This window comes from Synechococcus sp. L2F, assembly GCF_024345695.1.
Lineage (GTDB): Bacteria > Cyanobacteriota > Cyanobacteriia > PCC-6307 > Cyanobiaceae > MW101C3.
In genome coordinates this window covers 396428-417446 of the sequence record NZ_JAGQBP010000001.1, presented here as the reverse complement: position 1 = coordinate 417446, position 21019 = coordinate 396428, and the positions used below count along the sequence as shown (strand labels likewise).

Here is a 21019-nt window from a genome sequence, read left to right as displayed (position 1 = left end):
CCGCTTGCCCTGGCGTTGCGGGCGATCGGCGGCGTCAGGCCGCTACCGTCCCCGCAGATTTGAACCCACTGGCGATGCTCGCCTTCGCACCGCTCCTCTCTGCGCACCTCGCCCCGCTGCCCGCCTTCGTGTTTCCCACCGGCGTGCTGCCCAGTGCCGGTGTGGCCTATCTGCACTACATCAGCGTGATGCTGTGCTTCGGCGCACTGGTGCTGGAGCGGCGCCTGATCCGGGCGAACCCCAGCAAGGAGGTGGCCACCACCCTGGTGATCACCGACATCGTGTACGGCATTGCGGCGCTCACCCTGCTGCTCAGCGGCATCCTGCGGGTGCTGCATTACGGCCAGGGGGCCGATTTCTACACCGAAAACCCGGTGTTCTGGTGGAAGGTGGGTCTTTACCTCGCGGTGGGTGGCCTTTCCCTGTACCCCACCATCACCTACATCCTCTGGGCCCTGCCGCTGCGCAAGGGGGAGTTGCCCGAGGTGAGTGAGGCCCTGGCAGGCCGTCTGCGTTGGATCCTCAATATCGAGCTGGTGGGCTTCGCGCTGATTCCACTGCTGGCCACCCTCATGGCCCGCGGCGTGGGCCTGGCGGCCTGAGCCGGGGCGTCCCGTGCGGCTTCGGCCCTGCCGGCTGCGGCGCTTCCTGGTCCAGGCGCTCGCTGCTTGCCTGGTCTGGCCAGCCGGCCAGGTCACCGCTCTTCCCCTCCCGGATTCGGGGTCGTGGCGGGCAGCCCGGGTGGATCTCCCTCCAGTTCAAGTGGGCGAGGTTTCAGGCCGGGGCCCGGCGCCTGCTGCCCTGGATCCCAGCACCGATTGCCCACCGGCGCTAGCCGCACGGCCATGGCGGACTGGCCCAGCCGCCACTGGCGGTACGGACACAGCCGCCGGCCTGCAGGCCGTTCCGCCCCCACCTGATCCAGCAGCTTCCTCCCTCTCCGCGCAGCCCCCAGTGGGCTACAGCCACCGGCTGACGCCCACGCCCGCCGGTTGGGCGCGCCTGGCGCGCTGGTGCGTCTGGGTGGAGCCTGCCGCTGCCTCTGGAGCCATTGCCCCCGCTGCGGCGGCGTCCCTGGAGAGTCGCTGGCAGCAGGCGGTGAACGCGGCGCTGGCCAGCTGGGCGGAGGAGCTGGTGATTGTGCGGGTGACGGATCCGGCGCAGGCGCAGGTGCTGGTGAGGCGTCAGCGGCCGCCGCTGCGGGAGCTGGGCGGGCGCCTGCGTGCCAGCCACGGGCGCGCCTCGCTGCAGGTGCTGGAGGTGCAGCGGGCCGGTCGCTGGCGGCTGGAGCCGCGGGTGGAGGTGCTGATCAGCCCGGGGCAGCGTCAGCTGGCCATTCAGGCCACCGCCCTGCACGAGCTGGGCCATGCCTTCGGCCTCTGGGGTCACAGCGACGATCCGGCCGATGCCCTGGCGGCGGTGCCCGGCCGCCAGCCAGTGGTGGCGCTCACGGCCCGGGATCGGGCCACCCTGCGCTGGCTGCAGGCCCAGCCCAGCCGTTTCGGCCAGCCGCTGCCTGCACCGGCTGCCGCGCCGGTCCCCGTTCAGCCGTGACGCCGGGGCGCCCCCCGGCGTTCGGCCAGCACCTCCAGCACCCGGCGCCATTCGACCCTGTGATGGGCCAGCGCCACCTGCAGGTGAAAGATCAGGTCGGCGGCCTCGCCGGCGATGCCGGCGGCATCGTCGTCCTTGCAGGCCATCACGAATTCAGCGCTTTCCTCGCCGATCTTCTTGAGGATGCGGTTATCGCCCCCCTCCAGCAGCTTGTTGGTGTAGCTGCCCGCTTCCGGCTGCTCGCGCCGCGCCACGATCACCCGTGCCAGCTCGGTGCAGGCATCGGCCGGCGGCGGCAGCGCCACAGCCGGCGCCGCCGCCTGCGCGTGCGGCTCGCCGTCGGCAAAGAAGCAGCTGCGCGCCCCGGTGTGGCACGCCAGCCCGCCCTTCTGCTCGATCGTCAGCAGCAGCACGTCGGCGTCGCAGTCGTAGCGGAGGCCGCGCAGCGTCTGGAAGTGGCCGCTGGTGGCTCCCTTGTGCCACAGCTCCTGGCGGGAACGGCTCCAGTAGTGCACCTCGCCGCTGGCCAGGCTGCGCGTGATCGCTTCCCGGTTCATCCAGGCCACCATCAGCACCGCCCCATCCAGCCAGTCCTGGGCCACGGCCGGAATCAGGCCGGCGGCATCGAAACGAAGCTGATCGATCCAGGCCGGCTCCACCAGGGGCGCTTCGATCTGAGTGGCTGGCCCGCCACCGGCCGCTGTGGGCGGCGCAGCGGCAGCATGGCGTTCCTCCATGGTGGTGTCCGCGCTAGACCTCGCGGCGGGGCGAAAGGATCCCCCAAGACTGACACCCCCCGAGAGGCGGCGATCCACGCTCCCCTGCCATGACCGCGGCCCACACCTGCTCCAAACGGTTCAGCGGCTACCCCTGCTGCCATCGCCAGTGGCGCCATCCCGGCCACTGCCGTTTCGTGCACGGCTACAGCCGCAGCTTCACCGTGTGGTTCCGGGCCACCCAGCTGGATGCCAACGGTTTCGTGGTGGATTTCTCCTCCCTGCAGCCGCTTGAGGCGAGGCTGGCCGTTCAGTTCGATCACACCTTCCTGGTGAATGCCGACGACCCGCTGCTGCCCCAGTGGCAGGCGCTGCACAGCCAGGGCGCCCTCGACCTGCGTGTGATGGACAACGTGGGCATGGAAAGCAGCGCCGAGCTGGTGTGGGGGTGGGCGAACGAGCTGCTGCTGGCGCGCGATGGCGGCCGCGCCTGTTGCTGGAAGGTGGAGGCCCGGGAGAACGAAAAGAACGCCGCCTGCTATGAGGCCGTTCCCACCTGGTTTCAGCCGGTCCTGTGAGCCCCGAACGTCTGGCCACGGCCTGGGCCCTGTTTCAGGCCCTGCTGATCGAGGCGATGCCGTTTCTGTTGATCGGGGTCACCATCTCCACCCTGGCCCGCTGGCTCAGCCCGGGCGGGCAGTGGGTGCGGCGCCTGCCAGCCCATCCATTGCTGGGGCCGCTCACCGGTGCCGCGCTCGGCTTTGCCCTGCCTGCCTGTGAATGCGGCAATGTGCCGGTGGCGCGTCAGCTGCTGGCCACCGGGGCGCCGCTGGCCACGGCGCTCGGTTTCCTGTTCGCGGCACCGGTGCTCAACCCGATCGTGGTGGCCAGCACCTGGGCCGCCTTCCCCAACCAGCCCTGGCTGCTGGTGGCCCGGCCCGTGGGGGCGGTGCTGATCGCGCTCGTGCTCGCCACCCTGCTGGCCCGCCTGCCGGAGGCGGCGCTGCTGCAGCCGGCGCTGCTGGAGGAACGGCGGCTGGTCCTGCCGCTCAGCCAGGTCAGCCTGCTGGAGCGCCGCAGCGGGGTGATCGGTGCTGACCCGCTGGCGGCCCAGGCCCTGGCGGCTGCTCCACGCCGCACGCCCCGCGCTCCGCTGGCGGAAATCCTGGGCCATGGCAGCCGGGAGTTCATCGAGCTGGCGGCCCTGCTGGTGTTCGGCTGCGTGATCGCCGCCCTCGTGCAGACGCTGGTGCCGCGGCCCTGGCTGCTCGCGGTGGGTGGGGCCCCCACCCTCTCGATCCTGGCCCTGATGCTGCTGAGCCTGGTGGTGTCGGTGTGCTCCAGCGTGGATGCCTTCCTGGCCCTGGGCTTCGCGGCCCAGGTCACCCCGGGTGCCCTGCTGGCCTTCCTGTTGCTTGGGCCCGTGATCGATATCAAGCTGGTGGGGCTGTTCGGCGTGTTGCTGCGTCCGCGCGCCATCCTGCTCACGGCCGTCAGCGCCGTGCTGGTCGTGCTGCTGATCGGTCAGTGGGTGAACCTGTGGCTGCTGTGACACTCCCCCGACGTCTGCGCGGCGGCCGCTGGTTGCGGCCCCTCGGCCTGGGGCTGTGGGGGGCCGTGCTGCTCCAGAGCGACATCAGCGGCCGGCTGGATCTGCTGCTGAGGGCCGTGTTCCATCCGTTGGTGTGGATCAGCGGCGTGGTGCTGGTGGTCGTGGCGCTGCTGGAGCTGGTGGGAGGGGGTGGCGCAGCCCCCACGCCGCGGCAACGCACCGTGCTGCTGGTGGGCGTGGTGGTGGCGATTGCGGTCCTGCTGGTGCCACCGCGGCCCTCGTTCGCCGATCTCGCCGCCAACCGCGACCGCGAACTGCTCGATGAGCCGGGCCTGAATTTCGTGGTGCCGCCGGGCCAGCGCAGCCTCACCGAGTGGGTGCGCCTGCTGCGCAGCCAGCCCGACCCGAAGCTGCATGCGGGCGATCCGGTGCGCATCAGCGGCTTCGTGCTGCCCGTGCCCGGGGACCGTCCCCAGCTGGCTCGCCTGCTGGTGCGCTGCTGCCTGGTGGATGCCACGCCGGTGGGGCTGCCGGTGCTGTGGCCCCCGGGCCGGCCGCTGCCAAAGGCCGATCAGTGGCTGGAGCTGCGCGGCGTGATGGACACCGAACGCTTTGACGGCCAGACCCGCAGCGTGATCCGCGCGGAGTCGGTGCGACCGATCCCCCGGCCGGCGCGGCCGCTCGAACCATGAGGGCCCTGCGCCTGGCCCTGCTGGCTGGTGTGCTGCTGGCCGTCGCCCAGCAGCAGGTGCTGCTCCATCGGCCGCCGCGGCTGCTGGCGCTGGAGCAGGCGGCGGCCAGCTCCGGCCCGGCGGCCCTGAACCTGCGCTTCAGCCGGCCGATGAATCCCGGCAGCGTGGCGGCCCGCACCCGCCTGGAGCCGCCGCTGCGCTTCGATCTGCAGGGCGGCGGCAACCCGTTGCTGCTGCTGCCGGGCCAGGGGCAGCGGCTGGTCACCCCGTTGCGGCTGCAGCTGCAGGGCGACGACCGTCGTGGCCTGCCGATGCGTCCGGCCCTCTGGCAATGGGATCCGCGCGCCCATCTGCTGGCGGTGGTGCCGGTGGGCAGCGGTGAGCAGGTGCAGGTGCGGCAGCACGATGGTGGTTGGACGGCACTGTCTCCGGTGTGGAGCTCGATTACCGAGATCGAGCCGCTGGGCGATGGCTCCGGCTTGGGGATCGTGAGCCGGGACGACCAGGGGCGTCACCAGGTGTGGCGCCTCAACCTGCAGGAGCGCAACCTGGCGCGGGTGGCCGCCATGGACGCACCGCTGCGGCCCGATCTGGGCCGGGTGCGACAGACGGGCATCGATCGCTTCACGCGCGAGGCGCTGCAGTACGCCCAGCTGAGCAGCAACCGGCAGGGCGATCTGCTGGTGCAATCCACGGCCATGACCCAGGGGCCGGAAGATCTGGTGCAGTGGTTCCGCGGCGGCGGCAGGCGACGTCTCGAGATCGAGGCCAGTGGACCGGTGGCGCTGCTGCCCGGCGGCGGTGAGCTGATCGTGCCGGAGCGGGAGGGGCTGTCGCTGCGCACCCTGCCGCCGCGGGAACCACGCCGCCAGATCCTGCCCGGCAGCCGCGACCTCAGCAGCTTCTGCCCGGTGGCGGGGCGGGCGCTGCTGGTGCGGCACTGGCCCGATTTCCGGCGCTCGCTGGAGCTGGTGGAGCCGGGGCAGGCACCGCGGCCGCTCTGGATCGGCAGCGCCGGGCTCGTGGCCAGCGCCTGCTCCCGTGGCGGCGAACGGGTGTGGGCGCTGCTGATCGAGGGCATCGCTGAGCCGCGGCTCATCCTGCTGGCCCTCGATCGCAACGGCGCGGTGCTGCAACGCCGAGAGCTGAGCGGCTGGGAGCTGGAGCCGGGCACCGGCCTCCACTACGACCCCACCGGCGAACGGTTGCTGCTCACCCTGCGCCGCCTGGAGCTCGACACCCCTGCCGGCGGCCCGCTCCAGCGCCGTGAGGCCCAGCCCGCCCTGATCGATCCGTTCAGCCTCGAGCTCACCTTGATGGACAAGCCGGTGCGCCAGGCCCAGTGGCTGCCAGCCGGCTGAGGGGCGCCCGCTCCCGCTCAGGCCAGCCGTTGCCGTGGGGCCAGCGCCAGGGCCAGCAGGAAGCCCACCAGCTGCATCAGCACCACGCAGGGACCTGACGGCAGGTTCAGGCTGCCGGAGAGCAGCAGGCCGAGCACGGCGCAGATGGCGCCAAGGCCAGCGGCCAGCGCCACGTAGACATTGAACTGAACACTCACCAGCCGGGAGGCACAGGCGGGGATCACCACGAAGGCGCTGATCAGCAGCACCCCCACCGCCTTGATCGAGATCGCCACCACCACCGCCAGCAGCACAATGAAAAGGAGCCGGTGCAGCGGTACTGCCACCCCACGCGAGAGCGCCAGTGGCTCATCGAGCGTGAGCAGGATCTGGTCGCGGCGGGTGAGGCCCAGGTAGCCCACGGCAGTCAGCAGCAGGGCCACGATCAGCCCCAGGTCGAGCCAGGAGATGCCGAGAATATCGCCGAAGAGCAGCTGATGGATGCCGCCCTTGTAGCTGCGCACGAAGCTGAGCGCCACCACGGCGATCGCCAGCGACGAGGAATAAACGATGTTGAGCAGGGCATCGGTGGGCAGCTGGCTGCGTTCCACCAGGCGGCTCACCACCAGGGCGAACAGCACCGCGAAGGGAATCAGCACCAAGGTGGGGTTGAGGCCCAGCAGGATGCCGAGGGTGATGCCGAGCAGGGCCGAATGGCCGAGCGCATCACTGAAGAAGGAGAGCTGACGCAGCACCGCGAAACTGCCCAGCAGGCCGCCCAAGGCGCCGGTGAGCAGGCCGCCGATCAGGGCACGCTGCATGAAGGGCAGGGCCAGCAGCTCGGCCAGGGCCACGCCGTCGTTCATCGGTGGTGATGGTGGTAGGGCACATAGCCCCGGCCGTAGACCCGCTCCAGCTGGGCGGGACTGAGGGCGTGATCGGGGGGGCCGGAGCAGCGCAGGCTGCGGTTCAGGCACAGCACGCCATCGCAGGTGCGCCGCACCATCTCAAGGTCGTGCGACACCTGCAGGATCGTCCAGCCTTCGCTGCGGCGCAGGTCGAACAGCAGGCCGTAGAACTGCTCCGCCGCCTGGCTGTCGAGGCCGGCCTGGGCCTCATCAAGCACCAGCAGGCGCCGGGGCCGCACCACGCAGAAGGCCAGCAGCACGCGCTTGGTCTGGCCGCCGGAGAGCTCGCTGATCAGCCGGTCGGCCAGGTCGCCGCAGCCGGTTTTGGCCAGGGCCTGGCGCACCGCCTGCCGCCGCCGCTCACTGCCGCGCCAGGGCAACTGCAGCCCGGGCGGATCCCAGCCGAGGCCCACGAAGTCGGCCACGCTGAGGGGGCAGCGGTAGCGGACGGTGAAGGACTGGGGCAGATAAGCCACCTGGGCCCGCACCGAAGCGGGCAGCTGGCCCTGGGGGCCCATCGGCCGACCCAATAGCCGCACCTGGCCGCTCTGGCGCGGCAGGATGCCCAGCAGAGCCTGCACCAGGGTGCTCTTGCCGGCCCCGTTGGGGCCCACCAGCGCCGTGTCGGTTTCCGCCGCCAGGGTGAAGCTCACCCCCTCCACGGCTGTCGTGCCCTCGCGCCGCACCGTGAGGTCGCTGACTTCGAGAACCATTTCCGCCATGGCTTCAGCCTACCGGCCGTGCGGGGGGATCCACCGCCCGGGAGATCGCTGCAGGTGGAAGCGCCGCCAGGTGGTGGGCTGCTGCCACCAGTGCAGCTGGTCCGGGCCGGCTCACTTGCCGAAGGCCTTGACCAGATCCGACACGTTGCGGCGCATCTGCACGGTGTAGTAGCCGGGGTTTTCGCCCTCGGCCGGACCGGTTTCGAGCGGATCGAACACGCTCACCCGCACACCGAGGTCGCCGGCGAGGGCGTTGAACGAGCGGCTGCCTTCCTGCGGCTCGGAGAGCAGGGCCTTGAGATCGGACTGCTTCACCTGCTCGGCCACCCGTTGCAGATCGGCCGGGGTGGGGTTCTGCTCGGGCGCCTCTACCACGAAGGCGGTCTTGAGCTCGTAGCGCTCGGCGAAGTAGGGGGCGAAGTCGTGGAAGGCCACGAAGGTCTTGCCGGCGAAGGGCTTGAGCTGGGCGGCGAGCTCGGCATTCAGTGCCTGCAGCTCGGCGGTGAAGCTGGCGGCGTTGGCGCTGAACTGCTCCTTGCAGGCGGGCTTGGCGGCGATCAGGCCATCCCGGATCGTTTCCACCTGCTGGACGGCCCGCAGCGGATCGAGCCAGATGTGGGGGTTGATCGGGCCGTGCTCGTGGCCGTGATCATGCCCCTGGTCGTGCTCTTTGGCCGCCTCCTGGCTTTCCGCCTCCTCGCCAGCGGGATCACTTCCATGGTCGTGGCCATGGTCATGCCCGTGCTCACCACCGCCTTTCTCCGCGGCCTTCTCGTCCGCATTGGCCAGGGTCGCCACGCCGCTGCTGGTGTCGATCACGCGCAGCGTGGGGTTGTCGGCGCTGGCGATCAGCTTGTCGAGGAACGACTCCAGACCCAGGCCGTTCTTCACCAGCACGTCGGCCTTCTGCAGTTTCACCAGATCCGATGGGGTGGCCTGGAAGTCGTGGGGTCCAACATTGGTGGGAACCAGTGCCTGCACCGTGGCGCAGTCGCCCGCCACCGCCTTGGTGAATCCGGTGATCGGCAGGAAGGTGGTGACCACCTGCAGGTCGGTGCCGTTGCTGGCCGCCGGATTCTGGGCGGTCTGGCCGCAGGCGACCAGCAGGGCCGCAGAAGCCAGTACCGCCGCACGGCGCAGAAGGAGACGCATGGCAGGCAGAGGAGAGCGGGGATCCCGGCACCGAAACGGCGAGGGGTCGAATTGAGAATCATACTCATTTAGGCATGGCCTGCGCCCGTGCCTCGGCCTCTGCATCGCCGCCGCGCAGGCGCCGCCCTCTCACGGCGCTCCATAGGATCGGCGTTGACCCGCTGTCGTCCTGGCCATGGCTTCCGAGGCAGCCGTTCCTGTTTCGCAGAACGAGAGCCCGCTGAAGCAGAGCCCGCTCAACGCCAAACAGAGCCATCTGCTCGATCAGCTGCAGGCCGCCGGCCACGAGCTTTCCGGCCAGGACCTGCATGCCCGGCTGCGCGGCACGCCCCATGGCATGGGCCTGGCCACGGTGTACCGGCACCTGCGCCAGCTGCAGCAGCGCGGGCTGGTTCGTTGCCGCCATCTGCCCAGTGGCGAAGCCCTCTACGCCCCCACCGAACGGGACGAGCACCATCTCACCTGCGTCGATTGCGGCCGCACCCTGCCGCTGCGGGCCTGCCCCATGCACGACGTCCACCTGCAACCCCAGCAGCTGGACGGCTTCCGGCTGCTGTTCCACACCCTGGAGTTCTTCGGCATCTGCCCCAGCTGCCAGGCCCGCCACGACGCTTCCTGATCACCGCGCGGAAGGCCCCGGCATGAAAGGCGGCTCTGCCACACCGTCACAGCGCCGCCTTGCCAAACCCAGGGTTCACAACTGCGCCAACCAGGCCAGCAGTTCTCGGCGACCCTGCACGGACAGCTGTTCGTAGCGCAACCGCGACGTTTCTGCTTCCCCTCCATGCCACAGGATCGCTTCTTCAAGCGTGCGGGCGCGACCGTCGTGAAGGAAACCGGCTGAGGCGTTCACCCGCTGGGTCAGGCCTACGCCCCAGAGCGGCGCGGTGCGCCATTCGCTCCCTGCCGCCCCCTGCTCCGCGACCCCGTCATCGAGGCCGGGACCCAGGTCGTGGAGCAGTAGATCGGTGTAGGGCCAGATCGTCTGGCCTTGCAGCGCCTGCGCCACCGCCTGCGGCGAGCGGCCGGTGATCAGCTGGGGCACATGGCAGCTGGCGCACTGGAGCGAGTCGAACAGCTCCTGGCCCCGTCTCACCGCTCGGCTGGAGGCCGGCAGGGCGGTGCGCGGCGCTCCCAGGGTCTGGCTGTAGAAGGTCACCAGAGCCAGCTCTTCGTCGCTGATATCAGCCGCTTGCCCACCGGCAGCAAGGCCGGAACCGGGCACTGCCTCTGTGGTCAGGGCCTCTGTGGTCAGGCCCATGTCATTGAGAAAGGCGGCGGTGGTCTGCTCGCGCACGGAAGCTGCCAGGGCCTTCCAGCCGAAGCGTCCCAGCCGCCGCTGACCGGAGTCAGCCACCAACCAGTGGGGACGGCCGGAAATGCCGTCGCCATCGTGGTCGTCGGCATCGGCGCGGCCCAGGATCACCGTCTCCGGCACTGCCTCCAGCAGACCCATGCCGATCAGCGGCGGCGCCACACGTAAGGAGCGGGCCACGCTGGCGGCCGCCAGATCAACGCCTTCCGGCCCTTTGAGGTGCACCAACGGCCGCCGCAGGCCCCCCTGCGCTTGCCATTCCACCTGTACAGCCGCATCGGGCCGCCAGCCCAACACCGCCCGGTCCCTCACCTGATGACCGAGGCCCGGCACGGGCCGGCCATCCGGAAGGGCCACCCGCACCAACGCTTCTCCCATCAGCGGTCGGCCGCGGCCGTTGCGCACATGGCAGGCGATGCAGGAGGCGGCATTGAACCGGGGGCCCAGGCCAGCACCGGGGGATCCGGCCAGAGGCACATGGGTGCGATCGAACAGCACATCGGAGATCAGATGGCGGTCGAGTTCGGCGGGGCTGAGGCCGGCGGCCGGTTGCTCAAAGGAAGCCGATGTGCGGTTGGCCACCGTCATCACTCCGGCGGCCCGCTGCGGATCAGTCGCCGCCACCTTGGGTTGCAGCCGGATGGCCAGCACCACCAGCAAGGCCAGCAGGCCCAGCATCATTGGCAGCACCAACCGCCACATCGGCGGCCTCTTGCAACAGTGGCGAGCCATCAGGACAGTAGGTGTGCCGACCGTTCCAGCAGTTTTGCGGTGCTGTGCAGCTGGGTGATCAGCTGCTGCATCGCCTGACGGGAGGAGGGATCAGCGAGGGCGTCGTTGAGCGGCTGGGGCAGGGCCTTGGCCATCGCCACCGCGGCGGCGCTCTGGGCGTCGATCTGGCTGGCCAGCTCCAGATCGCGGCCGCGGATCAGGCCAAGCAGCCCTGTAGCCAGTAGCACCCGCCGGGCTCCTTCCACGTTGGCCACCAGATCCGCTCGGGTGTTGCCACTGGCGGCACTTTCCAGGGTGTGGGGATCGCGTGTGTTGAGTGGTTGGCCAAGCTTTTCATCGCCCTCCTCCTGGAGCAGGCCGATCACTCCCTGCAGCATCTCCTGCACCGCTGCGCCGGCTTCGCCAGGACTGCTGATCCGTGCCCCGAAGCCCTGCGGCCCCGACCAGCTGGCCAGCAGTCCTTCCGCCTGGTTGTGAAGATCAGCGGCCGCCAGACCCAGGTAGACGAGTTCGTTGGCGCTCAGTTGCTCTGCACTGGGAGGGCTGCCGGTTCGCCCGCCGTAGATCACCCATTCGATGCCGTGGAACCCCTTGGCGGTTTCACTGAGCGTGGCGAAGGTTTCGGGGCTGAAGCGTCCACTGCTCAGAGCAGTCGCGAGGTCCTTGCGGTTCACCGGCCAGTCGTCCATGGCCCCGTCGAAACCCTCCGTGGCGGCGGGGCCGAATGCCCAGCTCTCGCTGGTTTCCCAGGTCTGGCGGGCCGCCAGCCAGGCCTGGCGGGTCGACTGGAGATGGGCCTCGGTGGGTTTGTCCGTGAGGAGCCGGATGGCGTCCTGCAGAGCAGCTGTCTGCTTCACGAGCTGCGCATAGTTGGGCGTGACCACCGTCTCCACGAAGGACGTCACCACTGCCTGTTCTGTCGGAACCGCCTGATCCGTCGGCACAGCTGTGACGGAGTTGGTGCTGGGAATGCTGCAGGCACTCAGGGTGAGGCCCAGCCAAAGCGGCAGGCTCAGAGCGAGGCGGCGACACCGGAGCTGGATGTGCGTCATGGTCTGCGGCTGACAGCTGTCGGCACTGTCCCCCGGCTGCCTTGCAGCGCAGGGCCCATTGGCCACCCACCGGTGTGATGGTTGGCACCGGGTTCCGCATCCAGCACAAAGGGCCAGTGGCCGCAGGCCTGCCGGTCTTGGCACTGACGCCAGCGGAGCCTGTCACCAAAGACACCCGGCTCTGTGCCCGGGGGATGCCATCCGCTCCTCAGCCCGCACAATCTGTCTCCATTGGCCCTGATGCCCCATGCCCGGATCCCGCCTCAGCCTTTCATTCATCGCCGGGGTGCTAATCGCTGCGACCACGGGTTGTGGATTCATCCCTGGCTTTCTGGTGCCTCAGAACCCGGGCCGCGACGACGCCAGCGAAGAGCGAGACAGCCGCGATGACAGCGACGACGACCGTGATGGGGGCGAGAAACGCAAAGGAAACGATGACGACGATGGCGATGACTGAGACAGCAGTCGCTGATTCGCACAGTGGTTGCCGGGACGGAATCAGCAGCGGATACCCCAAGGCTGGACTGGTCGGCAGGGCAACCGGCCACGATCAGTCCTAAGAGCTTTGATAACGATTATCTTTTTCGCATCATTCACCTTGCCCCCAGCCCTCCATGACCCAGCCTCTGCTTCGCCTGATCGTTCCTGCCGCCCTCGGTCTGCTGGCGCCGCTGGCACCCGTTGGCGCCAGCGCGGCGGAGCTCAACCTGGAGGGCATCCAGCGCTATGCCGCTGGCCAGGCCGCCGATGGCCTCAGCGCCGATCAGGTCACCAGCATCAATCAGTTTTCTGATGTTCAGCCCACCGAGTGGGCCTATCAGGCGCTCTCCAACCTGATCGAGCGCTACGGCTGCGTCGCCGGCTACCCCGACGGCACCTTTCGCGGCAAGCAGGCCCTCAGCCGCTGGGAAGCCGCTGCTCTGCTCAACGCCTGCCTCGACCGCATCACCGAGGTCACCGACGAGCTGCGCCGCCTGCTCAAGGAATTCGAAGCTGAACTGGCCGTGCTCAAGGGCCGGGTGGATGGCCTCGAAGCCAAAGTCGGCGAGCTGGAAGCCAGCCAGTTCTCCACCACCACCAAGCTGAGCGGCCAGGCCACCTTCGTGCTCGGGGCGAATGCCTTCGGCGGCAGTGCTCCAACAGGGGCGGTCCGCCAGGAGGTGGGCGCCACCACCTTCAGCTACGACCTCCAGCTCAGCTTCGACACCAGCTTCAGCGGCAAGGATCTGCTGCGCACGATCCTGCGGGCCGGCAATTTCGCCGACAGCGCCTTCGGCGGCGCCGGCCCCACCGGCGGCCTCTCCACCCTGGAAGTGGCGTTCCAGGAGGATTGCGGCGACAACGCCGACTGCGGCGATGTGGTGGCGATCGACAAGCTCTTCTATCAATTCCCGCTCGGCAGCGGCTTCACCGCCACCCTCGGTGGCCGCGTCGGTCAGGAAGACATGCTCGCCCTGTGGCCGAGCGTGTACCCCAGCGACACGATCCTGAACGCGCTCACCCTCAACGGTGCACCGGCGGCTTACAACAAGAACCTCGGCCCCGGCGCCGGCCTCTGGTGGCAGAACGGTGGCTTCAGTGTGAGCGCCAACTACGTGGCCGCCAACGGCAACGGCGGCAATCCGAGCGAGGGCGGCATCGGTACCAGCGCCAGCGCCGGTACCGGCACCGTGCAGATCGGTTATGCGCAGGAGCAATGGGCCGTGGCTGCGATCTACAGCTACATCCAGTCAGGGGTGGGGGTGCCCGGCACCACGCCCATCACCGCCCTCGCCTTCGAGAACCCCAGCAGCAGCACCAATGCCATCGGCCTCAGTGGCTACTGGCAGCCGTCCAGCTCCGGCTGGGCGCCATCGATCAGTGCCGGCTGGGGCATCAACTCCACGTCGTACGACGGCCAGGAGGTGGATGGCGATGTGCGCACCAGTCAGTCGTGGATGGTGGGGCTGGAGTGGAGCGATGTGTTCGTGAAGGGGAATGCCCTCGGCATGGCCGTGGGCCAGCCGGTCTTCGCCACGGCCCTTGAAGGCAGCGACTCCCCCAACGACGGCAATGTCGTGTGGGAGTGGTGGTACAAGTTCCAGGTGAGCGACAACATCTCCGTGACGCCCGCCCTCTTCTATCTCAGCCGGCCCCTGGGCCAGGACACTCCCTCCGGCGAGACCTTCAACCAACTGGGTGGCCTGGTGAAAACCACCTTCCGGTTCTGATCCGGGGGTTTGGAGGCTGTGGGCTGACTCTGTGTTCAGGATGGCCGTCCTGGTCTGATGCACTGGCTAGCGAGGGGGCCATGGAGTGGCTGCAGCGGCCCCATCTCAGCGCGGCAGCTGGCACTCCAGTTCCCGCAGCCGCGCTTCCAGTGCCTCGATGCGTTCGAGGTAGGTGAGGGCCAGGGCCATGCCGGGCACGTTGAGGCCGAAGTCGTCGCGCAGGCGGGCGGCGCGGCGGGCCAGCGTGAGGGTGCGGGCATGGAAGCACCAGGAGGTGCCCGTGCCGGTGAGCTGGAACACACCGAACTGGACCAGTTCGCTCACCTCTTCATGGGCCAGGCCGGAGGCCGCCAGCAACTCCTCGAGTGCCACCGGGCTGTCGTCGTCGGCGGGAATCAGCGGATCGTCAGCCATGGGTGGCGGCTCCTTCGAACGATGGACGGGGGTTGAATGCGGAGGCTTCGGCCAGCTCGCGGTAGAGCTCCCGTTCGCGATCGCCGATCTGCTCCGGCATCACGATCTGGATCACACCGTAAAGATCGCCGGCGCCCTCCTTGCGCCGTGGCAGACCCTTGCCCGCCAGCCGCAGCTTCTGGCCGTTGCGCATGCCCGGCCGCACGGTCACCCGCGCTGTGCCAGCGAGCGTGGGCAGCTCGATCTCAGCGCCCAGTGCTGCCTCCCAGGGGGCGATCGGCAGCTCCAGGTAGAGGTCGTGGCCCACGGGGCGAAACCGGGGGTGTGGCTTGAGCCGGATCTCCAGGAACAGATCACCGGCCGGGCCGCCGCCGAGGCCGGGGCCCCCACGGCCCGGCACCCGCAGCCGCTCGCCATCGGCCACACCGCGCGGCACCCGGATCGCGCCGGAGCGGGGTTCCCGCGCCATGCCGCCGTCGGCGCGGCGGCTGGGAACGCTGAGCGTGAACGCCACCTCGGTGCCCTGGGCCGCCTGCTCCAGCGTCAGTTCCGTGGTCACCTCCAGGTCCTGGCCGCGGACCGGGAAGCCGCCAGCCTGTTGGCCGAAACCGCCGGAGCTACCGAAACCGCCACCAAACCCACCGGCGCCGCCAGAAACGCCAAAGCCCATCTGCTCGAACAGATCGGCCAGATCCACGTCCTGACCGGCCGGCTGGCCGCCCTCCCGCCGGAAGCGGCTCTCCCAGTCGGGCGGTGGGCTGAAGTCTTCCCCGCTGCCATGGCGGCCCAGGTCGTCGTAGGCCTGGCGCTTCTCGGGATCGGAAAGTGTCTGGTAGGCCTCGCTGATCTCCTTGAAGCGCTCCTCGGCACCGGGCTCCTTGGCCACGTCCGGGTGGGTGCGGCGGGCCAGCCTCCGGTAGGCCTTCTTGATCGCGTCGCCATCGGCGTCGCGCTCCAGCTCCAGGGCGGCGTAGTAGTCCTTGAACTTCATCGTCGCCGGGCCTCCGAACAGAGCTGCGCCTGGAGGGTGGCCGCCTGTGGGGGCGGCCCGCACGGGGCTCCTCCCAACCCTGCCACGCCCAGTCGTGATCGCGCCGCGTCAGGCGTAGAAGCGGCAGCTTCCTGGCCGCGCCCTGGCCGCTTGCCAGCCTGCAACCGGCCGCATCAGCGAGCCAGCTCGCAGAGGCCAGGCGCCAGACTGGTGGGATCAGCTCCGCCCTGGCCGCCATCGCCATGACCAGCACCGCCAGTGATCTCCACGCCACCAATCTCCGCGCCGACGGCCCTGCGACGGTGCCCATCCCCGCCATGGCGGAGGCCGGCATCACCAGCCTGCCGGTGACGATCCTCACCGGCTTTCTCGGCGCCGGCAAAACCACCCTGCTGAATCACATCCTCAGCAACCAGGACGGCATCAAGACCGCCGTCCTGGTGAATGAGTTCGGTGAGATCGGCATCGACAACGACCTGATCATCGCCACCGGCGACGACATGGTGGAGCTGAGCAACGGTTGCATCTGCTGCTCGATCAACGGCGAACTGCTGGAGGCGGTGGAGCGCATCCTCGATCGCCCCGATCCGGTCGACTACCTGGTGGTGGAAACCACCGGCCTCGCCGATCCGCTGCCGGTGGCGATGACCTTCCTCGGCAGCGAGCTGCGCGACACCACCCGGCTCGATTCGATCATCACCTTGATCGATGCGGAGAACTTTGACGACTCCACCATGGCGAGCGAGGTGGGGCGCGCCCAGGTGATTTATGGCGACATCCTGCTGCTCAACAAGACCGATCTGGTGGCGGAGGAGCGGCTGGTGGAGGTGGAATCACGCCTGCGCGAGCTGAAGAAGGACGCGCGCATCCTGCGCTCGGTCAGCGGGCAGGTGCCGCTGCCGTTGCTGCTGAGCGTGGGGCTGTTCGAGTCCGATCGGGTGGTGGCGGACCAGGCCGGCGAGGCCAAGGCGCACAGCCACGACCACGGCCATGACCACGATCACGATCACGAACACGGCCACAGCCATGCCCACAGCGCCGGCGCGGCCGAGGGTGCCGCCGCAACCCACGCCACTGCCGCTGACCACACCGCTGACCACAGCGCCTGCGACCACGACCATGGCCAGTGCGTCCACGACCACGACCACGTCCACGACCACAGCAGCCATGGCCATGACCACAGCCACGATCACGATCACGCCCATGGCGACGGTGTCCATGCCGCCGACCATCTGGCGATCGAAGGCTTCACCTCGCTCTCCTTCGCTGCCGAGGGGCCTTTCTCGTTGCGCAAGTTCCAGAACTTCCTCGACAACCAGATGCCGGCCGGGGTGTTTCGGGCCAAGGGAATCCTCTGGTTCAGCGAAAGCGAGCGGCGCCATGTGTTCCACCTGGCGGGCAAGCGCTTCTCGATCGACGACACCGACTGGAAAGGACCGCGCAAGAACCAGCTGGTGCTGATCGGCAAGGAGCTCGATCACGACAAGCTGCGCCGTCAGCTGCGGGCCTGCGTCGCCAGCGGTGCGGCCGGCAAGGGCTTTTCCTGACGCTCTTCGCCAGACAGCCCTTCAACCTGAGGCCCCGCATCCAAAGGTTGCCGTTGAACTCCCGGGCGGCGGGACTGGCTTCATACTGACCCCGCAGTGGTTTGCCGGTGCGCACCCCGGTGAGGCAACGAGGAAAGTCCGGTGCCAGCATCACCCTTGTCCGAAGGCGTGGTGGTCACTCCGGCGCTGTCCCGCAGCTGTGATGGGCCCCATCAACAGGTGGGCCCTCAGCCAGAACGCTCGCCCCTGCTCCTCCCCCTTCAATCCCCGGCGCGGACCGGAGTTCACCATGCCCTTCGCTTCCCTCAAGTCCTCGTCAGGCCGAGATCTGGTGCTGGCCGGCTGCGCCGGTCTTGGCCTCAGCCTGCTGGGCACCCTGCCCGCCTCCGCCCACGGCCTGGCCGGAGCCGGCCTGGCGGGTGGCTTCAGCCATCCCCTCACCGGCCTCGACCACCTCTTCCTGCTGGTGGGCGTGGGTGCGGCCTCGTCGTTCGTGAGTGCCCAGCTCCTGCTGTTCGCCCTGGCCGGTGCCGTGATCGGGGCGTTCTTCGGTGTCAGCGGCGGCGGCCTGCCCGTGGCTGAGCTGCTGGCGGCACTGGCGGTTTCGGGTCTGGGTGTGCTGATCCTGATGAGCCGCCGCTCTGGCCACCCTCCTTCCATTCCTGCGGCCGGCACCGTGGTGATGGTGGCGGTGGCGATCCACGCCATGCTGCACGGCCATGAAGCCAGCGGTGCCAGCAGCTGGTGGGCTGGAGCCCTGCTGGCCTCCGGCCTCACCGTGGGGGTCACGTTCCTGTTGCTGCGCCGGCTTGGCACCGCCTGGACCGTGCGTCTTGCCGTTCTGCTCACCGTGGTGGGTGCGCTGCTGGCCCTGGGGCCGATCGGTCTGCTCGCCGGCGCCGGCGCCCCCTGAGCTGAGCACCAATCGCAGTCATCGACACAGTCAGCCCTCAGGTTCTGGCTAACGTTGCTGGATACCGGTTGGGTGCCATGGTCGAACTTCTGCTTTTCACCGGCGTCATCGCCCTGTTCGGCCTGGCCTTCTGGCTCACCACCGACTCCGATGACGACAATTCCGGCGGCGGTCTGATGCAGCCGGCTCTCGTTCCAGTCCGGGTCCGCCCCAGCCGCTGAACGCTTCCCTCTATCTCGCCATCAGCGATCGTCAGCCCTGCTGATGGTCGCTTTTTCTTTGGGTTGCCTTGCCTGCGGGGAATCTTTCTGGCTTGCCATTCCACAGGGCAGAGCCCGCTTCTCATGCCCCAGCCACGACAGACAAGCGGCCTGAGCGGTTCTCGTTCCTGGTTGTTTCCCCCATCCACTGATCCAACCGTCTTTCTTCGGGTCACATTTGTTACTTCCGGTCGCACCCTTTCGACGTGGGTAGCTAAACCCTGATTCCTACGCTCCAGATGTTGCATTCGCGCCATCGGGCGCTCCATCTCCTGGATGAAACGGATCTCTTCCGCCACCGTGAGGCTGGCTGCTGCCGGTCTCACGGTTGTTTCGATCGCCACCGCCGTTGGTGCCGGCCTGGCGCAACAGGCGCCCAACCGCAAACCCGTTGAAATCGGGGTGTACTCGGGCCGCCACTACAACACGGACAAAGAGCTCTACCGCCAGTTCACCGCCCGCACAGGCATCAAGGTGAACGTGCTGGAAGCCAAGGACGACGCCATCATCGAGCGCCTCAAGAGTGAAGGTCGCAACAGCCCGGCCGATGTGCTCGTGCTGGTGGATGCCGCCCGCCTCGACACCGCCACCGACCAGGGCCTGTTCCAGCCCAGCCGCTCCGCAGCCCTGCAGCGCGATGTGCCCGCCAACCTGCGCGACTCCCAGGGGCGCTGGTACGGCCTCACCCGCCGGGTGCGCGCGGTGGTGGTCAACCCGAAGCTGGTGAATCCCAACACGATTCGCACCTACGCCGATCTGGCCAAGCCGGCCCTCAAGGGCAAGCTCTGCCTGCGCGACCGCAAGAGCCCCTACAACCAGTCGTTGGTGGCCAGCCAGATGATCCTGCGCGGCGACGCGACCGCAGGCAACTGGGTGCGCGGCATGGTGGCCAACGTGAAGCAGCCGTTTTTCACCTCGGACACCCCCCTGGCCCGTGCCGTCGCCCGGGGTGAGTGCGCGGTTGGCGTCGTCAACTCGTACTACGTGGCCCGCATGCTTTCGGGCGAAGGTGGCGCCGAGGATAAGCGCCTGGCTGAGCAGCTCCGGGTGGTCTACGTGAATCCCTCCCACGTCAACATCAGTGGTGCCGGCGTCACGCGCCATGCCAAGAATCCCCAGGCTGCGCTCAGGCTGATCGAGTTTCTGGCCTCCCCCACCGGTGGCCGCGGCTACGCCGAAGCCAACAACGAGTACCCGCTCAAGGGCGTGGGTGACAATCCCATCCTCAAGCGCTTCGGTACCTTCAGGGCGGATGGCGTCTCGGTCGAGCAGATCGGAGCACGGAGCAGGGCCGCTACCCGGATGATGGAAACCAACGGCTGGAAGTAGGACACCGAATGGCGGCACTGGCAACAGCCGAACGCGCACCAGCTGTCAAGGGCGCACCGCCGATGCGGCGCGCCTCCCTCACGGCAGCGGTTGTGCTGGTCTCAGCCCTGGCCCTGTTGCCGGTGCTGGTGCTGGTGGGCTATGCCCTGCTGGCCCCCGGCTCCAGCACCCTCCAGCTGGGTGCCGAGGGCGTTGAGCAGGTGGTCAACACTGTGGGGCTTGTGATCGGTGTCGGCATGATCGGCGCCCTGGTGGGCACGGCCAACGGCTGGCTCACGGCCTGTTGCCTCTTCCCCGGCCGGCGCTGGCTGCGCCTGGCGCAGGTGCTTCCTCTGGCGGCCCCTGCGTTTGTGCTGGCTGCCGTGCTCGTCGATCTCGGCAGCCGCTGGGGCTTCCGCTTTCACGGCATCGGCTGGGCGGTGCTGCTGCTCAGCCTCACCACTTACACCTATGTGTTCCTGCTCTCCACCGAGAGCTTCTCGATGAGCGGCCACCGCCAGCTGGAGGCCTGCCGCAGCCTGGGAGTTGGTCCGTGGGGCAGCTTTCGGCGGGTGGCGCTGCCACTGGCCCTGCCCTCGATCGGTGCCGGCGTTGCCCTCAGCGGCATGGAGGTGGTGAATGAACTGGGCGCGGTCGAACTGCTCGGCGTGCCCACCCTGTCGCGCGGGATCCTGCAGCGCTGGCAGGGTGAAGGGGATCTGCAGGGAGCCGTGGGGCTGGCCCTGATCGCCCTGGTGATGGTGAGTCTGCTGGTGGGAGCCGAACGCTGGTTACGCCAGCGCAGCCGCCGCTGGAACATGGGCCATGACGGCACCAGCTCACTGCAGTGGCACCTGAGCGGTTGGCGGTCCTGTGCGGCCCAGTTGCTCACCCTGGTCCCGCCGCTGATCAGCCTGGCGATTCCGCTCACCTGGCTGGTGATGAGCCGCGACCACCTGCAGAGCGATTCACCCGAGGAGCTGGTGGCGCTCACATTGCGCAGCCTTGGCCTGGCCCTTGCCGCTGCCCTGGTGACGGTGGTGGCGGCGGTGGTGCTGGCGATCGCCCGCCGCTGGATCCCCCAGCCCTTCCTGCGTCAGCTCACCTTCACGGCGGGCATGGGCTACGCGATCCCCGGCACGGTGCTGGCCCTGGCCCTGATGCTGATCGGCGGCCCGCTCGGCCTCAGCCCGCTGCTTCTGTTGCTCTGGGGCTACAGCGATCGTTTTCTGGCCGTCTCCAAGGGGGGCCTTGATGCCGCTCTGGAGCGGATTCCGCCCAGCGTGGATGAGGCGGCCACCGGCCTCGGCTGCAGCTGGACCCAGGTGCTGCGGCGTGTGCATCTGCCCCTGCTGAAGGGGCCGCTGCTGGTTGGTGCGCTGCTGGTTTTCGTCGATACGGTCAAGGAGCTGCCGCTCACCTTCTCCCTGCGCCCCTTCGATTTCGACACCCTGGCAGTGCGCGTTTATCAGTACGCCGGTGATGAACGGGTGTCGTCCGCGCTGGTGCCGGCGCTGCTGATCGTGGCTCTGGGCCTGGTGGCGGCGGTGGCGCTCATGCCCAGCCTCGAACGGCTCGGTTCCGGGCAGGACCGGAGCTGAAACGCCACGCCAGAGCTGGGCTCGCGCTGCGGGCCCTGGT

Annotated in this window: 22 protein-coding genes and 1 riboswitch; of the genes, 14 read left to right on the top strand and 8 right to left on the bottom strand. The window is 68.9% G+C overall.

Annotated elements, in window-relative coordinates:
- Positions 1-74 precede the first annotated feature (74 nt).
- Positions 75-602, top strand: a complete 528-nt coding sequence (locus KBZ19_RS02020; protein WP_094511067.1) for a DUF2214 family protein — start codon at positions 75-77, stop codon at positions 600-602.
- Between the two features lie 352 nt (positions 603-954).
- Positions 955-1554 carry a peptidase gene (locus tag KBZ19_RS02015; RefSeq protein WP_255099574.1) on the top strand — a complete coding sequence of 200 codons (600 nt, stop codon included), beginning with the start codon at positions 955-957 and terminating at the stop codon, positions 1552-1554.
- Here KBZ19_RS02015 and hisIE read toward each other — a convergent pair.
- Positions 1545-2291: a bifunctional phosphoribosyl-AMP cyclohydrolase/phosphoribosyl-ATP diphosphatase HisIE gene (gene hisIE, locus KBZ19_RS02010; protein WP_255099573.1), complete on the bottom strand. Its 747-nt coding sequence runs from the start codon at positions 2289-2291 to the stop codon at positions 1545-1547. The two genes, KBZ19_RS02015 and hisIE, sit on opposite strands and share 10 nt — an antisense overlap.
- A gap of 89 nt (positions 2292-2380) precedes the next feature.
- Between hisIE and KBZ19_RS02005 the strand changes: the two genes are divergently transcribed.
- From KBZ19_RS02005 to KBZ19_RS01990, 4 genes are read left to right on the top strand one after another with little or no spacing between them, the layout of a single operon-like run.
- Entirely contained in the window at positions 2381-2848 is a 468-nt protein-coding gene (locus KBZ19_RS02005; RefSeq protein ID WP_094510917.1) for a 6-carboxytetrahydropterin synthase, read from the top strand.
- Entirely contained in the window at positions 2845-3822 is a 978-nt protein-coding gene (locus KBZ19_RS02000; RefSeq protein WP_255099572.1) for a permease, read from the top strand. Before KBZ19_RS02005 ends, KBZ19_RS02000 begins: the two co-directional genes overlap by 4 nt.
- Positions 3819-4514 (top strand): TIGR03943 family putative permease subunit, encoded by a 696-nt coding sequence (locus tag KBZ19_RS01995; protein ID WP_255099571.1) that lies wholly within the window; start codon positions 3819-3821, stop codon positions 4512-4514. The genes KBZ19_RS02000 and KBZ19_RS01995 overlap by 4 nt, the downstream gene beginning before the upstream one ends.
- The gene (locus KBZ19_RS01990) at positions 4511-5875 is read left to right on the top strand and encodes a hypothetical protein (RefSeq protein WP_255099570.1); all 1365 of its coding nucleotides are present in this window, start codon (positions 4511-4513) and stop codon (positions 5873-5875) included. The genes KBZ19_RS01995 and KBZ19_RS01990 overlap by 4 nt, the downstream gene beginning before the upstream one ends.
- A gap of 17 nt (positions 5876-5892) precedes the next feature.
- On the opposite strand, the gene KBZ19_RS01985 is transcribed toward KBZ19_RS01990, so the two are convergent.
- The 3 genes from KBZ19_RS01985 to KBZ19_RS01975 all read right to left on the bottom strand — a co-directional run bounded on the left by KBZ19_RS01985 (position 5893) and on the right by KBZ19_RS01975 (position 8636).
- Positions 5893-6720 (bottom strand): metal ABC transporter permease, encoded by an 828-nt coding sequence (locus KBZ19_RS01985; protein ID WP_255099569.1) that lies wholly within the window; start codon positions 6718-6720, stop codon positions 5893-5895.
- Positions 6717-7484, bottom strand: a complete 768-nt coding sequence (locus tag KBZ19_RS01980; RefSeq protein WP_255099568.1) for a metal ABC transporter ATP-binding protein — start codon at positions 7482-7484, stop codon at positions 6717-6719. Before KBZ19_RS01980 ends, KBZ19_RS01985 begins: the two co-directional genes overlap by 4 nt.
- A 111-nt stretch (positions 7485-7595) precedes the next feature.
- Entirely contained in the window at positions 7596-8636 is a 1041-nt protein-coding gene (locus KBZ19_RS01975) for a metal ABC transporter solute-binding protein, Zn/Mn family (protein ID WP_255099567.1), read from the bottom strand.
- Between the two features lie 175 nt (positions 8637-8811).
- On the opposite strand from KBZ19_RS01975, the gene KBZ19_RS01970 reads away from it, so the two are divergent.
- A complete protein-coding gene (locus KBZ19_RS01970) occupies positions 8812-9255 on the top strand; it encodes a Fur family transcriptional regulator (protein ID WP_094510910.1) in 444 nt (147 codons plus the stop codon).
- Positions 9256-9330: 75 nt separating this feature from the next.
- On the opposite strand, the gene KBZ19_RS01965 is transcribed toward KBZ19_RS01970, so the two are convergent.
- Both KBZ19_RS01965 and KBZ19_RS01960 read right to left on the bottom strand, forming a co-directional pair.
- Positions 9331-10629 carry a di-heme oxidoredictase family protein gene (locus tag KBZ19_RS01965; protein WP_255099566.1) on the bottom strand — a complete coding sequence of 433 codons (1299 nt, stop codon included), beginning with the start codon at positions 10627-10629 and terminating at the stop codon, positions 9331-9333.
- Between the two features lie 53 nt (positions 10630-10682).
- Positions 10683-11735: an imelysin family protein gene (locus KBZ19_RS01960; protein WP_255099565.1), complete on the bottom strand. Its 1053-nt coding sequence runs from the start codon at positions 11733-11735 to the stop codon at positions 10683-10685.
- Positions 11736-11982: 247 nt separating this feature from the next.
- Here KBZ19_RS01960 and KBZ19_RS01955 point away from each other — a divergent pair, with 247 nt between their 5' ends.
- Both KBZ19_RS01955 and KBZ19_RS01950 read left to right on the top strand, forming a co-directional pair.
- The gene (locus tag KBZ19_RS01955) at positions 11983-12192 is read left to right on the top strand and encodes a hypothetical protein (protein WP_255099564.1); all 210 of its coding nucleotides are present in this window, start codon (positions 11983-11985) and stop codon (positions 12190-12192) included.
- 157 nt (positions 12193-12349) lie between these two features.
- A complete protein-coding gene (locus KBZ19_RS01950; protein WP_255099563.1) occupies positions 12350-13945 on the top strand; it encodes an iron uptake porin in 1596 nt (531 codons plus the stop codon).
- A 105-nt stretch (positions 13946-14050) separates the two neighbouring features.
- Here KBZ19_RS01950 and KBZ19_RS01945 read toward each other — a convergent pair whose 3' ends face one another.
- Positions 14051-14359, bottom strand: a complete 309-nt coding sequence (locus KBZ19_RS01945) for a chaperone modulator CbpM (RefSeq protein ID WP_094510905.1) — start codon at positions 14357-14359, stop codon at positions 14051-14053.
- Positions 14352-15350 (bottom strand): DnaJ C-terminal domain-containing protein, encoded by a 999-nt coding sequence (locus KBZ19_RS01940; RefSeq protein WP_255099562.1) that lies wholly within the window; start codon positions 15348-15350, stop codon positions 14352-14354. The genes KBZ19_RS01945 and KBZ19_RS01940 overlap by 8 nt, the downstream gene beginning before the upstream one ends.
- A gap of 317 nt (positions 15351-15667) precedes the next feature.
- Here KBZ19_RS01940 and KBZ19_RS01935 point away from each other — a divergent pair, with 317 nt between their 5' ends.
- The 5 genes from KBZ19_RS01935 to KBZ19_RS01915 all read left to right on the top strand — a co-directional run bounded on the left by KBZ19_RS01935 (position 15668) and on the right by KBZ19_RS01915 (position 20979).
- Complete coding sequence (locus KBZ19_RS01935) at positions 15668-16897, top strand: GTP-binding protein (RefSeq protein WP_255100030.1); 1230 nt, start codon at positions 15668-15670, stop codon at positions 16895-16897.
- An 80-nt stretch (positions 16898-16977) separates the two neighbouring features.
- Positions 16978-17160, top strand: a riboswitch (cobalamin riboswitch).
- 26 nt (positions 17161-17186) lie between these two features.
- Complete coding sequence (locus KBZ19_RS01930; RefSeq protein WP_255099561.1) at positions 17187-17810, top strand: HupE/UreJ family protein; 624 nt, start codon at positions 17187-17189, stop codon at positions 17808-17810.
- A 77-nt stretch (positions 17811-17887) separates the two neighbouring features.
- A complete protein-coding gene (locus KBZ19_RS01925) occupies positions 17888-18031 on the top strand; it encodes a hypothetical protein (RefSeq protein ID WP_198948234.1) in 144 nt (47 codons plus the stop codon).
- Between the two features lie 315 nt (positions 18032-18346).
- Positions 18347-19399, top strand: a complete 1053-nt coding sequence (locus KBZ19_RS01920) for an extracellular solute-binding protein (RefSeq protein ID WP_255099560.1) — start codon at positions 18347-18349, stop codon at positions 19397-19399.
- Positions 19400-19461: 62 nt separating this feature from the next.
- Positions 19462-20979 carry an iron ABC transporter permease gene (locus KBZ19_RS01915; RefSeq protein WP_255099559.1) on the top strand — a complete coding sequence of 506 codons (1518 nt, stop codon included), beginning with the start codon at positions 19462-19464 and terminating at the stop codon, positions 20977-20979.
- Positions 20980-21019 lie beyond the last annotated feature (40 nt).

Excerpts from the sequence above, each read along its gene's own strand:
- KBZ19_RS01980 (WP_255099568.1), bottom strand. The coding sequence starts at position 7,484 with ATGGCGGAAATGGTTCTCGAAGTCAGCGACCTCACGGTGCGGCGCGAG.
- KBZ19_RS01915 (WP_255099559.1), top strand. The coding sequence starts at position 19,462 with ATGCGGCGCGCCTCCCTCACGGCAGCGGTTGTGCTGGTCTCAGCCCTG.
- KBZ19_RS01935 (WP_255100030.1), top strand. The coding sequence starts at position 15,668 with ATGGCGGAGGCCGGCATCACCAGCCTGCCGGTGACGATCCTCACCGGC.
- KBZ19_RS01990 (WP_255099570.1), top strand. The coding sequence starts at position 4,511 with ATGAGGGCCCTGCGCCTGGCCCTGCTGGCTGGTGTGCTGCTGGCCGTC.
- KBZ19_RS01985 (WP_255099569.1), bottom strand. The coding sequence starts at position 6,720 with ATGAACGACGGCGTGGCCCTGGCCGAGCTGCTGGCCCTGCCCTTCATG.
- KBZ19_RS01945 (WP_094510905.1), bottom strand. The coding sequence starts at position 14,359 with ATGGCTGACGATCCGCTGATTCCCGCCGACGACGACAGCCCGGTGGCA.
- KBZ19_RS01975 (WP_255099567.1), bottom strand. The coding sequence starts at position 8,636 with ATGCGTCTCCTTCTGCGCCGTGCGGCGGTACTGGCTTCTGCGGCCCTG.
- KBZ19_RS01920 (WP_255099560.1), top strand. The coding sequence starts at position 18,347 with ATGAAACGGATCTCTTCCGCCACCGTGAGGCTGGCTGCTGCCGGTCTC.
- KBZ19_RS01950 (WP_255099563.1), top strand. The coding sequence starts at position 12,350 with ATGACCCAGCCTCTGCTTCGCCTGATCGTTCCTGCCGCCCTCGGTCTG.
- KBZ19_RS01960 (WP_255099565.1), bottom strand. The coding sequence starts at position 11,735 with ATGACGCACATCCAGCTCCGGTGTCGCCGCCTCGCTCTGAGCCTGCCG.
- KBZ19_RS01955 (WP_255099564.1), top strand. The coding sequence starts at position 11,983 with ATGCCCGGATCCCGCCTCAGCCTTTCATTCATCGCCGGGGTGCTAATC.
- KBZ19_RS02005 (WP_094510917.1), top strand. The coding sequence starts at position 2,381 with ATGACCGCGGCCCACACCTGCTCCAAACGGTTCAGCGGCTACCCCTGC.
- KBZ19_RS01930 (WP_255099561.1), top strand. The coding sequence starts at position 17,187 with ATGCCCTTCGCTTCCCTCAAGTCCTCGTCAGGCCGAGATCTGGTGCTG.
- KBZ19_RS01925 (WP_198948234.1), top strand. The coding sequence starts at position 17,888 with ATGGTCGAACTTCTGCTTTTCACCGGCGTCATCGCCCTGTTCGGCCTG.
- hisIE (WP_255099573.1), bottom strand. The coding sequence starts at position 2,291 with ATGGAGGAACGCCATGCTGCCGCTGCGCCGCCCACAGCGGCCGGTGGC.
- KBZ19_RS01940 (WP_255099562.1), bottom strand. The coding sequence starts at position 15,350 with ATGAAGTTCAAGGACTACTACGCCGCCCTGGAGCTGGAGCGCGACGCC.
- KBZ19_RS01970 (WP_094510910.1), top strand. The coding sequence starts at position 8,812 with ATGGCTTCCGAGGCAGCCGTTCCTGTTTCGCAGAACGAGAGCCCGCTG.
- KBZ19_RS02020 (WP_094511067.1), top strand. The coding sequence starts at position 75 with ATGCTCGCCTTCGCACCGCTCCTCTCTGCGCACCTCGCCCCGCTGCCC.
- KBZ19_RS01965 (WP_255099566.1), bottom strand. The coding sequence starts at position 10,629 with ATGCTGGGCCTGCTGGCCTTGCTGGTGGTGCTGGCCATCCGGCTGCAA.